A 15,000-nucleotide genomic window follows, 5' to 3' on the forward strand; every position below is an offset into this window, starting at 1 on the left:
AGAAGAAGCCTCACTGCGGTTATGCAGACGGAAATCATATATCACGCCGCGCCCCGATCCATGGACAACGCTAGCGGGCTGACCGTCACCCTCACCTCAAGTTCCTGCTCGCCGCCGCCGAGGACAATGCCGCGCATCGGCGTGACGTCGCTGAAATCGCGGCCCCAGCCCAGCGTGATGTGCTCGCTCTGCACGAGACAGCGGTTGGTCGGGTCGAAATCGACCCAGCCCAGACCCGGGCAAAAGACCGAGACCCAGGCATGGGAGGCATCCGCACCGATCATGCGCGGCTGTCCGGCAGGCGGGTGCGTCAGGATGTAGCCGCTCACATACCGCGCAGGCAAGCCGAGACTTCTCAGGCAACCGATCATCAGCTGCGCGAAATCCTGGCAGACGCCGCGACGGCCTTTCAGTACCTCCTCCAACGGCGTTGAAATTTCGGTCGCTGTATCGTCGAATTCAAAGTCATCGAAGATGCGTTGGGTCAACGCCAGCGCGGCATCGAGTTGCGGCCTGCCCGCTGTATAACTGATGCGCGCGTAGTGTTCCAGCTCAGGGCTGCAACTGACATGCGGTGAAGCGTATAAATAGCGGCATGCTTCCTGCGTGGCAGCGCTCCGGTCCTGGAGCATCATGGCGCGCAGGCGCTCCCACGGAAGCGTCCCTTGTATCTGTGCAAGGTTGTAGCGCGGGGTGAGCGCGACGGTCGATTCGGCCCGCACCAACAGCATCTTGTGCGGCATGGTAATGGCGATGTGCCTGGTGCTATTTCCGAAATAATCGGCGCCATCGGCAGCTTCCTCTTCCAACGGCTCGACCCAGATCCGATGCAACTCGGTTTGTTGATAGGGAAAGGAGCGCGGCGTCAGGTGTAAATATTGCTGGGATAGCGTGACCGCACTCTGATACGTATAGCGGGTTTCATGCACGACATGGTAACGCGCGCAAGGTACGACACTCGCTGGCAAATCGCTCATGCTGTCTGGGTCCTGTGTTGATGGTTGCCGGTATAGCTGAAAAACTGCACGCTGATTTGCTCCGACATCGCCTCGCTGGCGACCTGGATGCGCGACAACAGGTCGATCAGATGGGCGTTACCGCAATACAGGTCGGTATCCGGCGCGAGCGCCAGTAATTCGTCTTTGAGCGGCGCCAGTCGTTCTGCGCCGCAAGGGCCGTAGGTGGATGCTATTTTCTTCAGGCCCTTCAAGATGCCGGCGAGCTGGAACAGGATGGAACGCGGATTGCTCTCGTCCAGCAACAGCAGGTCTAGCACCGGCAACCATTCGGGCTGGGCCCGATAGCGTGCGCGATAGGTGATGATGCTATCGGACAGTTCCAGCAGCCAGTCCAGGCTGCCGTTCGCATCCATCCCGAGCGCGCGCTGCAAGGCAATGCTTTGAAATTGCAGCCGCTCCAGACGCCGGCCAAGGGAGAGAAAACGCCAACCCAGATCCCTGGTCATGCCATCCAATGCGAACCCTGCCATTGTCATCAATGATGCGGTCGCATCGTCCAGAATGGACATCGCCTCCGCCGGAGACAGCTGGGTGTCAGCCACGCTCGGCACCATCCGGTTGAGTGCGCGCCAGTTGTCGACCGAGAAGCGTTCGCTCAACTGGCTGGCAATGCGGTACAGCTGTTGCTGCTGCCTGGCCAGGCCCGGCACATCAGGCGATACCACCGCCAGTAACAGCGCCGACTCGATTTGTGCATCGCTCAGGATCGCCGCCTGGTTGCCGGCCTGCCCTTGACGCTGACCTTGACCTTGACCTTGCGTCTGGAGTTGGCTCTGCGCCGGTTCCTTGATATCGATCAAATGGAACCATGCGCACAGTGCCATGACGGTCGGCCATTCGTCGTCGCGATTCGCGGGTACGTCATTCGACAGAAAATTCAACGCCACCCGCAGCAGGCGGGCGGTATTGTCGCAGCGCTCGGCGCTACGGCCGAACCAGAACAGGTTTTCCGCCACCCGGCTCGACAGATGCGTGTCATCGCGGATCAAGTCATTGCCGGTGGTGGTGCGCTTCAAGAGATTGTGCGCATCGACCCGTGCGCTGGCCTGCACCCAGGTATCCTTGCTGCCGCCGCCCCGTTGCATGGTAATGACGCGCGCATCCGGCCCCGTCGCGACCCGGGTCAGGCCGCCCGGCATCACCACATAGCCGTTCGGCGTGGCACACGCATACACGCGCAAGCCGATCGCGCAGGCGCTCAGGCCCGTTCCAGGCTTCCATACCGGCGCCTGCGACAGCCGCACCAGTTCCTGGGCCACATAGTTGTTCGGATTGGCGCGTATCGTATTGATGAATGCGGCGCGCGCATCCCCCTTCATGTCTTGACCGAAGACGGGAAATTGCCGCAGTTGCGGGAAGCTCGGTTTGATGACGAGCTGGTCCAGCCTGGCGACCACGGCTTCCAGCGCGGCAGGTTCCCCGCACCACCAGGTGGCCACCGATGGCATCTTCAGCGCTTCTCCGAGCAGGCGCTCACAGAGCCCCGGCAAAAAGCCGAGCAGTGCGCCCGATTCCAGCAGGCTCGATCCCAGGCTATTGGCGATCAGCACATTGCCCAGCCTGGCCGCCTGCGTCAGCCCCGCCACGCCCAGCGCGGAGTCCGGCCGCAGTTCCAGCGGATCGCAAAAATCGTCATCGACCCGGCGCATGATCACATGCACCCGCTGCATGCCGGACAAGGTCTTGAGCCAGACGATGCCGTTGCGCACCGTGAGATCGCTGCCTTCGACCAGCGGCAGTCCGAGGTAACGCGCCAGAAACGCTTGTTCGTAATAGGTTTCGTTATAGGGGCCGGGTGTGAGCAGCACGATCAGCGGCGGCTCGCTATTGCGCAGCGGTGCGCCGCCATTGGCAGCGCAGCGACGCCCCCAATGGGCCAGGCTGTCGCGCATGGCGCTGAAAAATCCGGCCAGATGCCGCACCTTCAGGTCGCGCAGCAAATCCGGGAAGGTGCGCGCAATGACGGAACGATTTTCCAGCGCATAGCCGGCACCGGATGGCGCCTGCGTGCGGTCGGCCACTACCCACCAGCGCCCGTTCGGAGCCCGCGCCAGATCGACCGCATAAAAGTGCAAAGCGATCCCGTCGCTGTGCCGCATCCCATGACATGGCCGCAGGAAACCGGCATGGCCGTGGATCAAGGCCGGCGGCAGCAGGCCCTCCCCCAGCATTTTCTGTTCGCCATACACGTCGCCCAGGATCCGGTTCATCAGTGTGGCACGCTGGATCACCGCCGCTTCGATGCCAGCCCACTCGTCGTGCGGCAGGATCAGCGGCAGCACATTCAAATCCCAAGGGCGTTGCATGCCCTTGGCATCGGTATACACATTGTAGGTGACGCCGTTTTCGCGCACCTGGCGCTGCACCGCTTCGAGGCACTGACGCATCATATCGGGCGGCTCTGCGGCCAGGCTGTCCAATATGGTGCGCCAGTGCGCACGCGGTTGCTTCGATGCGTCCAGCATTTCATCGAAACTATCTGGCGAGGCAGAATAGTCGGCGAGTAGTTGATTTAACATTATTAGATCGGTTATTTCTGACGGGAAAAACTTGCAGAGGCAAACAAGGCATCCATGCACGTTGCGGGAACGCGCATGGATGCCCTAGGAGCCTGTCGGACTTAGGAAGAATCGGCTGCAAAAGCGCCTGAGCGGTCCATATTTCACTGATTTTTTGGTCAATAGTCCCGCTATTGACACAAAAAATCAGCAAAATCTGTCCGCGCTCAGCCACTTTTTCGCTTCGATTCCCTAAGTCCGACAGACTCCTAGGCTACATAAAATCAATTTGCCTGCCAACGCAAATCGAGCGTCATGGGAAAGCCCGGATTGAGGTCTTCCTTATACACGGTCATCGGCCCCGGCGTATGCCCATGCGCCCAGAAGCGCGCAAAGCGGCGTGCTTCGGCAGCGTTCGCATTGACCGGCGCACTCGCTTCGCTGCGTCCGCCCGGATGCGCTACATGGTAGGTGCAGCCGCCGATGGCGCGGCCGCTCCAGGTATCGACCAGATCGAACGTCAAGGGCGCTTGCACCTTGATGCTCGGATGCAGGGCAGACCAGGGACTCCAGGCGCGGAAGCGGACACCGGCCACATATTCGCCCGGAATGCCGGTCGGATGCAAAGGCAGCATGCGGCCATTGCAAGCGATCACGTGACGCCCATCGGTCAGCCCGCGCACCAGCAATTGCATCCGCTCCACCGACGAATCGACATAGCGTGCGGTTCCGCCGGCGCTCATTTCTTCACCCAGCACGTTCCATGGCTCGATCGCCTGGCGCAATTCCATCTCCACACCCTCGTACACCACGGTGCCAAAACGCGGGAAACGGAATTCGATAAAAGGGTCGAACCAATGCTCTTCAAACGCATAGCCTGACGCACGCAAATCCCTGACCACGTCGCGGATATCCTGCGCCACGAAATGCGGCAACATCCAGCGGTCATGCAATGCCGTGCCCCAGTGCACCAGCCTGGCCTGGTAGGGCTGACGCCAGAACCGGGCCACCAGCGCGCGCAGCAACAACATTTGCAACAAACTCATGCGCTCGTGCGGGGGCATCTCGAAGGCGCGAAATTCGACCAGGCCCAAGCGCCCGGTCGGGCCATCGGGGGAATACAACTTATCGATGGAAAATTCCGAGCGGTGGGTATTCCCGGTCAGGTCCACCAGCAAGTTGCGCAGCAAACGGTCCACCATCCAGGGCTTGTCGCCTGGGTGCATGCCCGGCAAAACCTTGTCCATCTGCTGGAACGCAATCGCCAGTTCGTACAGATTATCGTCACGCGCTTCATCGACCCGCGGCGCCTGACTGGTCGGCCCGATGAACGTGCCCGAAAACAAATACGACAGCGCCGGATGGTTTTGCCAGTACGTGATCAGGCTTTTGAGCAGATCCGGGCGGCGCAGCATGGGGCTGTCTTCGGCGGTGGCTCCCCCCAGCGTGGCATGGTTGCCGCCGCCGGTACCCGTATGGCGCCCGTCAACCATGAATTTTTCAGTCCCAAGACGCGTCAAACGCGCCTCCTGATACAGGGTCGACATGTTATAGACCAGCTCATTCCAACTGGCCGCCGGGTGAATATTCACCTCGATCACGCCGGGATCGGGCGTGACGCTCAGCAGCTTGATACGGTGGTCGCGCGGCGGCGGGTAGCCCTCGATCCAGAGCTTCAGTTTCAGCTTGGCCGCCGTATTTTCTACCGATGTGACCAGCGCCAGATAATCCTCGATGCGCTTTAGCGGCGGCATGAAGATATGCAAGCGTCCATCCCGCACCTGGACGCACAGTGCGGTATGAATCACGTCGCGCGGCGCGGGCTTGGCATCGCCCCGCGGGGCGGGCTTGCCGGTCTTGTCCGGATCGAGGCCGAGAATGGGCCGCTTTTCCTTTCTTCCGGCAGCCAGCTCGGCGCGCGGCGCGAACGGATCTACATCAAAATCGGGCGGCATGTCATCCGGCAGCACCCATGGCAGCGCATTCAGGGGCAAGCGCAGCCCCATTGGCGAGTCGCCTTCGATCAGATACAGATGCTCGCGCTTGAGCGGCCATGCGGAGGTGCGCCAGCCGGTACCCAAGGCGATGTTCGGGTCGATCTCCCTGGCTTTCAGCGGCAACACATAACCCACCACCTGGCCCAGCCCCGCCTCCAGCAGACGCGCCAGACGGCGCCGCTGTTCCGGCGCCTTCAGGTCGGCCTGGAGCGGGTCGAGGTTGACCGGCAGCCCTTGCTCCAGCCGGGCTTGCAGCATCACGTCTTCATACGCCGGGATCTGGCTGTAGGCCGGCAGGCCCAGCGCCTTGACCAATTCGGCGGTGAAGCGTTCGGCCTCGCCGCTGCCATAGCCGTCGTTCTTGTTTTCATCCGAGAACAGCGTGGCGTCGAGCCACATCGGTTGCCCGTCGATGCGCCAATAGATATTTAAGGCCCAGCGCGGCAAAGGTTCGCCCGGATACCATTTGCCCTGGCCATAATGCAGCATGCCACCCGGCGCAAAATGGTTTTTCAGGCGATGCATGAGTTGCCCCGCCAATTCACGCTTTTTATCACCGTGCGCCAGGGTATTCCATTCGGGCCCGTCCATATCGTCGATGGAGACAAAGGTCGGCTCCCCGCCCTGGGTCAGGCGGACATCCTGCAGCTTCAGATCGGCGTCGACCTGCTGGCCGAGCCGGTCGATTTTCTGCCAGTCGGCTTCGGTGTAAGGCTTGGTGACGCGCGGGTCTTCGTGAATCCGCGTAATCGTCATCTCGTGGAAAAAAGTGACTTCGGCCTTGTCGGTAAAACCGCTGACCGGCGCCGCCGATGACGGCATCGCAGTACAGGCGAGCGGAATATGGCCTTCACTCGCCAACATGCCTGAGGTGGGGTCCAGCCCGATCCAGCCCGCGCCCGGTATATACACCTCGGTCCACGCGTGCAGGTCGGTAAAATCGACTTGGGTCCCACTGGGGCCGTCGAGCGACTCCTGATCGGCGCGCAGCTGGATCAGATAACCCGACACGAAACGCGCCGCCAGGCCCATCTCGCGCAGAATCTGCACCAGCAGCCAGCCGCTGTCGCGGCAGGAGCCCGAGCGTTTGTTCAGGGTTTCCTCGGGGGTTTGCACGCCGGGCTCCATCCGCAGCAGATACGCGATATCGCCCTGCAGACGTTGATTGATGGCCACCAGAAAGTCGTTGGTCGCCAGGTCTTTCTTCAGGAGATCGCGGCGCGCCGCTGCGACCCATTCGACCAGCAATGGCCCAGGCGTTTCCGCCTTCAAATAAGCGCTGAGCTCGGCACTGAGTTGTGCCGGGTAACTGAAGGGAAAATGTTCGGCATATTTCTCAACGAAAAAATCAAACGGGTTGATGACGGTCATGTCAGCCACCAGATCGACCGCGAATTCCAGCATGTCCGATTTTTCCTGGAACACGAAACGGCCGATGTAATTGCCGTAAGGGTCTTGCTGCCAGTTGATGAAATGATCCTGCGGCGTGACGGTCAGTGAATACGACAGAATCGGGGTACGCGCATGGGGTGCCGGACGCAAGCGGACTTCATGCGGTGACAGGGTAACCAGGCGATCATAGTGGTAGCTGGTTTTATGATGCAGCGCGACACGGATAGCCATTGGATGGTGCCTTTCGATGAATGTTGACGTGTAGCGGGCGGATCGCATCGCCGGAAACGATGCAAAGGCCATTATGCAGGATTCATGCCCAAAACCAATAGAGGTGAGGCAACAATTCCGGCCGGAGCAGGCACGTTTCTTGATAGTATGTTCATGTCAACACGGAGGACACATAACATGTTAAGCGCAACCGCAGATCACCTCTTCTGGATGGCCCGCTACACCGAACGGGCCGAAAACACGGCCAGAATGCTGGATGTCCGCATCCAAAATGCGCTCATGCCGCAAACGGCCTTGGCCACCGAACAAGGATGGCGAGCCGTGCTGGGCATTTCCGAACTGGAGCATGCCTTCGATGACAAATACGCCGCACTGACACAAAAAAATGTGATCGATTTCATGGTGCGCGACCCGGACAACCCTTCCTCGATCGCCACCTGTCTGACGGCAGCGCGCGAAAATGCCCGCGCCGTGCGGGGCACCCTGACCACCGAAGTATGGCAAACCGAAAACACGACCTGGCTCGAACTGCAGCAGCACCTCAAGTGCAACCTGCCGGAGAACCATCCCAGCCAGTTCTTCGAGTGGGTCAAACACCGCTCCCACCTGTCGCGCGGCGTCACGTTTGGCACCATGTTGCAAGATGAAGCCTTCAACTTCATCCGCCTCGGCACCTTCCTGGAACGCGCCGACAATACGGCGCGCATCCTCGATGTGAAGTTCCTTGCCGCACAACACAACAATGCCATCGAACCGGGTGCCCAGGCGGAGTTCTACTACTGGGCGGCCCTGTTGCGTTCGGTCTCGGCGTTCGAGGTCTACCGCAAGGTCTATCGCGACGTCATCACCCCGGCACGCGTGGCCGAACTGCTGATGCTGCAGGCCAATATGCCGCGCTCTCTGCTGGCCTGCATGACCGGCGTCGTCGCAAACCTGAAAGATATCCGCAACGAACTCTCGCTGGACACCGAGCGTTTCGCCGGGAAATTGCACGCCGCACTGCAGTTCGCCCGCATCGAGGACATCCTCGAACAAGGCTTGCATGGCTACCTGACGAAATTCCTGGCAAGCATCAACGAACTGGGGAACCGCTTAAGCGGCGATTTCCTGGTACCGCTGGAAAGAGAGGCAGTCGCCTGACGCGCTGCCCGCAGCGTTGCTCCCGGCCGCGGCGATGAAGCTGCCGCACCAATTAGAGGCGCTCGCCGTGGTGGCGACGAACAACTCACCATCACGGCGCACATCACACCAATATGATGCACCCTCATCGCGCAACGAAGGAATTCCTCCATGTGGCTACGCACCAGTTGCAACCTGAGCTTCACGGTAAGCAGTCCCACGCCGTTTATTTTGATGCTGCGTCCGCGCAGCGGCGCACAGCAATGGGTAGCGCGTGAAAGCTACACCCTGAAACCGAGCTTGCCGGTGCTGGAGTTCACCGACGGTTACGGCAACCTGTGCCAGCGCCTGATTGCGCCGCCCGGCGAATTTTCCATCCGAACCTCGGCCGATGTCATGACCGCCGACGCGATCGACGTCGCGCCAGGCGCTGCGTTTTACGAAGTGCAGAATCTGCCGGATGCGGTGCTGACGTATCTTTTGCCCAGTCGCTATTGCGAATCTGAACTGTGCTTCGACATGGCCCACGACATCGTGAAAAACGTCGCGCCGGGATACGATCAGGTGGCATGCATCAGCGCCTGGATTCAGCGCTCGGTACGCTTCGATCCGGCCTCCAATCACCACCAGATGTCCGCTATCGAAGTAAACCAGAGACGCGCAGGCGTGTGCCGCGATCTCGCGCATCTGGGCATCGCGCTATGCCGCGGCCTGTGCATTCCGGCACGGATGGTGGTGGGGTATCTGTATGGACTTGAACCCATGGATCTACATGCATGGTTCGAGGCCTACGTCGGCGGCCGCTGGTACACCTTCGATGCGACCCAGGACACAGCGCGCGGCGGACGGGTAACTGTCGCCTATGGACACGATGCGGCCGATGTCGCGATATTCAGCCAGTTCGGTCCGGCGCTCAGTCCAACCTCGATGCAGGTGACCGTGGAATTGCTGGATGCGCCGCATGACTGATGCGATTTTAATATCTCTCTAATAATGATTGTTTTTAATTTGGGTATATTTGAGGATTGAAAATCCTTGTGTCGGTGGTTCGATTCCGCCCCGGGCCACCAAGGATGTACCTTACAGAACGCCAACCTTCGGGTTGGCGTTTTTGTATCCGGGGATTTACGGTCCTCGTGTCTGGTCTATTTCCGGTCTTGCGGCCAATTCGAGTTCCCACTGTCTTCCACAAGCTTTTCCCGTGTCGCGTGCACCATCGTCGATGCACCGTACAGACACAACTGGCACCCCAACACGGATTAAGCATGTTTATAGTGTCAGTGTGCCTGCTCGTGAGCGTATTCAACCGCCTCTCGGCGTGACTTAGTCCGCTTCGCGTTTACGCCGTATCCCCGTTACCCCCCACGCTACCAGCGCCAAGGAGATGAATATAAATACGTAGCCCTCCATTTTTCCTCTTGTATTCGCTTTATTCAAAAATTCCTGGCTTGGTGGGACTGATCTAAAAACCGAATTCCCGGACAGATCCACGCGAATCAAACTAGAGCCACAAAAATCAGCATGGACGGATTTCCCAATATTGTTTTCAAGTTGTCGGAAAGGCCCGTCGCACCCACTCCTTCCACCGCATCCGGCTAGGTGCGTCAGTTTATATTTCGTCCCATCAAACTGACGCGCTAATATTGAAGGACCAGATCGCACTAGGACGCCGTCAATAGTTCTATTTGCGACCATTTCACCGGACGGGGATACAGGACAGTAATTAGCTATATCTGGGTGGCGAACGATCAGAGACACAGCAATTGGAAAGGTAAACAGCATCCATAATCCCGCAAAAACCAATATGGCCCAGTAGCCCTCTACGTTCCTGCCTGCTTGATGAACTGATTTCATTATTTTCCGTAACCAATATTGTTGCCCGTTCTTCTTTGGCCTTATGTAGCAAGCACAACCTGATCCGGCCGGCAACAAGTGTCCGATCGGCTAGACGCCTAAAGCCTAAAGGTCCGCACCCGACCCGTTGCGGCTGCTCGCAGTTTCATGACAAGTGCCTACTAAACATTGTGCAGCGGCCATCTGGTCCTGCCCACTCACTATACTTTCGGCACTGTCGAAGTCGCAAATCAGAGCTAGGGGCTTTGAGTACTAGAGGAAACGACAGATTCCGCCTGCTCTCGAAGGGCTGCGAGCGCCTGCGCAATCAGTTGATCAGGATCGCTGTGCAAGTGGGTTCTGGTTAACCCTTCTTGGAGGCTCTCGCCCGTGAGCAGTAGAACTCCATAGTTTTTTGCCGCATTAGCATGCACGATGTTCTCTCGCGCTACCCGGCAAACAAGCACGGCGACCGGATCAGTTAGATGGCTTGATGAACCAATTGCTTTTTTAAGAACCTCTCTTCGGTCGACAAGCTTCCCGATTTTGCTCTCAATCTCGCTGGTCTTGAAGGTACATTCAACGAGCACCAGTCTGCCGCCGGGTGTCATGACAATCAAATCAGGGGCATCGGTTTCGTTTGGCGCGGCCGGGATGAAACCGAGCATGAAAAGCAATCCGGCGACAGCCTGCTCGAAGTGGCGCGACTGCTCGCTATCAAATAATGCGGCTTTGAGCCTCTTGAGATCCTTGTCGAATGTATTCATCGCAACGAGTCTGAGGTTCGGAGCCTTGGTTGGATCCAAAAACCAGTGCCGTCGAACGGTGTGCTTCCCTACGACCAGCATAACCAATGCACTGTTCGCATCTTCAAGATAAACCGTCGCTACTCCCGTCTTCTGTCCATCCAAGTCGGTCCATGTGAAGTTGCTCGAAACCCGGTGTCGAAATCGCATGTTCTTACCCGGAACGGCTCGTACCGAAACGTCCATGCTAGAGATTTCCAAGTTCGGATGAGCATGGATGACCAGGGTGAGCTCGTTGTTGCTCAATTTACATCTTTCCATGACCAAGTCGGCCGGAGGTGATACCGATACTGAGATCGTTGGTTCGACCAGCGCAGCAGCGATGTTGATACCAAAGGACTGTGCTACATCAGCAAGTCCATCAAACGGAGGGTCTGCGCGCCGAAGCGCCGTATCGAGCCCGTAGACACTGCGCGTCGGGAATGGCGCCTCGAAATCAGCTCGTGCGCGATAGTGCAAGGGCGAGAACCACGTGTCCCGTTCCGAAAGAATTTCAAAGCGCTTGGCCCCCGACCCGAACTGTGTGTTCTTGGGATCATCGGCCAGCCAGTAGCTTTGATCTCCCACGCTCAGTATGCCTATAGCAGCATTTTGTAGAAATTTTTCGAGGTCTCCACGATTCTCCACGCGATACTCCGTATGCCCGAAGATTACGTCATCAATCTGAATCTCGAAATCAATGCCCTCACGCGGCGGCTCGCCGCTTACCGCAACCATTGCGCCCCAAAGTTCGGCGCGCTCCCCCTGCTGCTGTTTCACCTTTCGACCAACATAGCTAACTTTTACTGCGTAACCATCGCATATCCATCCGGCGGCTCCATCTTTGAATGCCTGCCTAATATCGTATTCGTTCAATTGGCCCTCGCTTATTATTCGTCATTCGTGTCGTCATGATCAGCTGCGCGCACCAGGCCGAAGTCTGCAAAACTGCGCGGGATCTCGTAGAGATTGGCCATGTTAAATCAATCGGAATTTGGCCGCCGTCCCGACTCGTTACGCAGGGCATGGTTACTCAACAGTTACATGATGGCTCGTGCCACGCATGAATTATCTGCGATGACCGCACTGCGCTAAATAGCGGACTTCGCATGATTTTTACGATCAACAGCTTCGGGCCGACATCGGCCCTTGCCATTGCTTCTTCATTTGCCCGACAGTGTTGGCGGCAACAGTTAGCCGCCACTTGGAGGCGAAAACAGCTGGTTTATGATCTCAGCGCAAACAAGTAGCACCGTACCTCCCTTCATGTGGAGCGTCGCGGTTCCGTGTGCTAGTGAGTTTCGTAGTAACCGCATGGCTTCGGCCACGTCTTCAACATAGTTGCGGGTTGGTGGGATTTCTGTGGAAATCTTGATCTCAGGAGGATAACGTTCCCTCGCCGGGTTTCGGCCGTACGTAAAACCCTCTGACTTCACCAGACCCTCAGAGATCGCTTTGGCGAACAACTTCTTGAACGAAGCGCGGGGGTGGTCCGGATACTTCAGCTTTAGTGCGAACTCAACGGAGACGTAGCCTTGAAGTTCGGCGGTAACATTGAATGGGTAATAGAACCACGAATAGGCAAGTAAGTTCTGGGCAGTCGCAAAGTGACTCCGTATCTCTTCCGGGACGCCAGCGTGTAGGGAGATTCCCTCCGCGCTTTCGTAGATGTCTTCGGCTCGCAGCGGCCGTATTTTGTCGGACACGGGGTCGCGCAACGCAAAGGAGTGTTGACGAGTGTCTGGCTCAGTAAGCTCGACGAATGACTTCAGTTTTTCCATGATGCTGCTCTGCCCGGGGTTCTGCATGACGGTGATCGGCATGTCACTGGGATTCGTTGAATGAAATATCGTGTCCGGGGAAGGCTTGAATCAGTGCCTCAATCGCTTCGCTCGTACGCAGTCCCCACATCTTTGAGACAGCATACGTTTTGCCGTTTGCGCGTATCAATTCGTCGTCTGCGATGAAATAGCGGTAAGTATCAGGCTTCTTGCCGAGCGCAATAAGATGCTTTGCAAATGCATCTTCGAAAGACTTTGCGTCGAGCTCTCCATCGACAGACCAAAGTGCATTCCCTCTCCAGGTAATGGTGCTGCGTATCTGTTCGGGATCAACTTTTCCGTCACACAGACTTCGAATCACTTGGTAAATCGCCCTTCGCTTTGGAAGGCTATTAAAGATATTAGGCCCAACAGTAATGTCGTAGCGAGTCATGTCCCGGTCTTGAGTTCGGGCCGCTCGCTCGACAACCTTTTTTTCACGAATTTTTATCGTATAGTCCATGGCCTCTGGTAGTGGCACCACCTGCTGCACATCAATCAGTAGCCGGTTGCCGTCCTTATACGGACGTAGGCGCACGCACCTTATGTCCAGATCGCGATCATTTAGCCACAGAACTGCTGTTGTGATCTCCTTGGAGAACTCCGCTCCCGCGAGAACGATGCGCACATCTTGCGCAAATTGCTCCTCGATCGCATTTTCCCACTCCAAAAATTCAAGGAGACGACTACGAGCGTCATCGTTGCTATCGATCGCACGTAAATACCTCTGATATACGTCAACTGCGGCATCGAACGTCAGCGTAGACACCATAGCCGCATAACGAATCGCTTGTAGCTCCATATGCCCGCCGTCCTCGGTACGTTTCAGTTCGATAACCACTAAATTGGCGTTCTTGTCGATGGCAAGTAAATCGATGCGACGTCCCGCCCTCATTTGCTCGAACGAAAATGTCCAGCACCCTGTCATAGTCTTGGTCAGTCTCCGTATAGTAAGCAATGACCTCATCAACATGGATGGCGTGGTACAGACGCCCCAAATTCCGCTCAAAAATTCGCCGTTCGCTTTTCGATAAACCACGAGCGTCCAACTCTTCATCTTTTTTTTCCAAGAAGTCGTCAAGCGTTTGGCGTTGATCGAAATCCATGATTTGTCCCACGCGGAACCAATAGTGCTCCGAATCCGACGGAGGGGTTGCCTCCATGAACGCGAACTTGTAGTAGATGTTGGTTTCAGCGCCTTCATTGTCGAGGCGGGGATCAGCCAAAAGGTCGATGTGCAGACGCTGCGCGCTCCATGTATCAGCACTATCCCAGCGCCCGTACTTTTTCTTCATCGTGTACGTTCCCTTAAGCCCGATCATTAGGGAAGTCAGACGCTGTTGTCCGTCAAGTACCATCGATAAATTAGCAACCCCGTCCGTGCAGGCGAGTTCGTTGTGCGTGCCGCCGTGTCGTGCTTTCTCCAAGAATTTATAGACTTGCCACTTGTCGCGATTTTCAGGTTTCAGCTCCCAGAACAAAAACGAACTAATCGGATATCCTCGCAGAATAGAATCGAACAACTCGACGATCTGCTCAGGCTTCCAAACAAATTCCCGCTGAATCGCCGGAAGAAAATACTGTCGGTTCATCCGGCTTACCGCTAGTGCGATAGATTCTGATCGATAGCTCATCGAGTCCTTTGTGGGTATTGAAATATTAGTTGAAGAAATAGGACTACAAGTCAATTTATTCAAGGCATCGTAGCTTATTATCACTGCAGCAGGGCAGGAAAAATCGATCAATTTATCAATTAGACCACGCCGGAATTCGTGTCAGGGACTGCTCCCGATTGGAGAATAAACGAGGTCTCAAGTTTGCGATTGTCGCTTGCTGGTCTTTTCGCTGGACCATCCGTGTTGATGGGGACCCAATGAAAAAATCGCGTAAGCAAAAGACCCTGAAGCACCGGTTTTGATGCATGGAAACCGGCCGGTCTTTGGCCGGTCCATTGTGGAAATTTGGCTGCTTCTTTGTCTGAAACAGTCGATGACGAAAGCCCGTATGTGCCGGTCGATCGGCAGACAAACGCGGCTCCCAGGTTTCCCCTGGAATCTATCTGCAACAAACCATGCCGACCCTGTGAGCCCTAGGCGATCCGCGATCGCCGAAACGTCAGCACCACCGCCAAGCTAGACACTCGTCTTGAAAATCCTTGTGTCGGTGGTTCGATTCCGCCCCGGGCCACCAAGTATGTACCTGCATGAACACCTGAAGGAAGTTCAAAATTCCGACGGTGGCCTCGTCGGAGAGTTGCCGTATCGGGATGCAGTCGTGGCAAAGGTGTGAGCACATGGGGCCCTCAA

Annotated in this window: 9 protein-coding genes and 1 tRNA gene; 3 read left to right on the top strand and 7 right to left on the bottom strand. The window is 57.1% G+C overall.

The window, feature by feature from the left end; all coding sequences use genetic code 11:
* Window positions 1–41: 41 nt before the first annotated feature.
* The 3 genes from AC3CHX_RS19390 to AC3CHX_RS19400 form a co-directional block, all read right to left on the bottom strand.
* Entirely contained in the window at window positions 42–977 is a 936-nt protein-coding gene (locus AC3CHX_RS19390) for a transglutaminase family protein (RefSeq protein WP_488629654.1), read from the bottom strand.
* The gene (locus tag AC3CHX_RS19395; RefSeq protein WP_488629655.1) at window positions 974–3,538 is read right to left on the bottom strand and encodes a circularly permuted type 2 ATP-grasp protein; all 2,565 of its coding nucleotides are present in this window, start codon (window positions 3,536–3,538) and stop codon (window positions 974–976) included. The genes AC3CHX_RS19390 and AC3CHX_RS19395 overlap by 4 nt, the downstream gene beginning before the upstream one ends.
* 263 nt (window positions 3,539–3,801) lie before the next feature.
* Window positions 3,802–7,137 (bottom strand): transglutaminase family protein, encoded by a 3,336-nt coding sequence (locus AC3CHX_RS19400; protein WP_488629656.1) that lies wholly within the window; start codon window positions 7,135–7,137, stop codon window positions 3,802–3,804.
* A 177-nt stretch (window positions 7,138–7,314) separates the two neighbouring features.
* Between AC3CHX_RS19400 and AC3CHX_RS19405 the strand changes: the two genes are divergently transcribed.
* From AC3CHX_RS19405 to AC3CHX_RS19415, 3 genes are all read left to right on the top strand, one after another.
* A complete protein-coding gene (locus AC3CHX_RS19405) occupies window positions 7,315–8,277 on the top strand; it encodes an alpha-E domain-containing protein (RefSeq protein ID WP_488629657.1) in 963 nt (320 codons plus the stop codon).
* 150 nt (window positions 8,278–8,427) lie between these two features.
* Complete coding sequence (locus AC3CHX_RS19410) at window positions 8,428–9,225, top strand: transglutaminase-like domain-containing protein (RefSeq protein ID WP_488629658.1); 798 nt, start codon at window positions 8,428–8,430, stop codon at window positions 9,223–9,225.
* Between the two features lie 30 nt (window positions 9,226–9,255).
* Window positions 9,256–9,326 (top strand) — tRNA-Phe (locus tag AC3CHX_RS19415).
* 1,020 nt (window positions 9,327–10,346) lie between these two features.
* Here the strand turns inward: AC3CHX_RS19415 and AC3CHX_RS19420 are convergent.
* The 4 genes from AC3CHX_RS19420 to AC3CHX_RS19435 form a co-directional block, all read right to left on the bottom strand.
* Complete coding sequence (locus tag AC3CHX_RS19420; protein ID WP_488629659.1) at window positions 10,347–11,750, bottom strand: hypothetical protein; 1,404 nt, start codon at window positions 11,748–11,750, stop codon at window positions 10,347–10,349.
* A 317-nt stretch (window positions 11,751–12,067) separates the two neighbouring features.
* Window positions 12,068–12,697, bottom strand: a complete 630-nt coding sequence (locus AC3CHX_RS19425; protein ID WP_488629660.1) for a hypothetical protein — start codon at window positions 12,695–12,697, stop codon at window positions 12,068–12,070.
* 1 nt (window position 12,698) lies between these two features.
* Window positions 12,699–13,496, bottom strand: coding sequence for a hypothetical protein (locus tag AC3CHX_RS19430; protein ID WP_488629661.1), 798 nt, complete (start codon window positions 13,494–13,496; stop codon window positions 12,699–12,701).
* Entirely contained in the window at window positions 13,432–14,328 is an 897-nt protein-coding gene (locus AC3CHX_RS19435) for a DUF262 domain-containing protein (protein WP_488629662.1), read from the bottom strand. The genes AC3CHX_RS19430 and AC3CHX_RS19435 overlap by 65 nt, the downstream gene beginning before the upstream one ends.
* Window positions 14,329–15,000 lie beyond the last annotated feature (672 nt).

It is taken from the genome of Glaciimonas sp. OK215, from assembly GCF_057787885.1.

What these genes read in the sequence shown, in the direction of transcription:
- AC3CHX_RS19405 (WP_488629657.1), top strand. Translation starts at nt 7,315, where the DNA reads ATGTTAAGCGCAACCGCAGATCACCTCTTCTGGATGGCCCGCTACACC.
- AC3CHX_RS19410 (WP_488629658.1), top strand. Translation starts at nt 8,428, where the DNA reads ATGTGGCTACGCACCAGTTGCAACCTGAGCTTCACGGTAAGCAGTCCC.
- AC3CHX_RS19390 (WP_488629654.1), bottom strand. Translation starts at nt 977, where the DNA reads ATGAGCGATTTGCCAGCGAGTGTCGTACCTTGCGCGCGTTACCATGTC.
- AC3CHX_RS19435 (WP_488629662.1), bottom strand. Translation starts at nt 14,328, where the DNA reads ATGAGCTATCGATCAGAATCTATCGCACTAGCGGTAAGCCGGATGAAC.
- AC3CHX_RS19400 (WP_488629656.1), bottom strand. Translation starts at nt 7,137, where the DNA reads ATGGCTATCCGTGTCGCGCTGCATCATAAAACCAGCTACCACTATGAT.
- AC3CHX_RS19430 (WP_488629661.1), bottom strand. Translation starts at nt 13,496, where the DNA reads ATGGAGCTACAAGCGATTCGTTATGCGGCTATGGTGTCTACGCTGACG.
- AC3CHX_RS19395 (WP_488629655.1), bottom strand. Translation starts at nt 3,538, where the DNA reads ATGTTAAATCAACTACTCGCCGACTATTCTGCCTCGCCAGATAGTTTC.
- AC3CHX_RS19425 (WP_488629660.1), bottom strand. Translation starts at nt 12,697, where the DNA reads ATGCCGATCACCGTCATGCAGAACCCCGGGCAGAGCAGCATCATGGAA.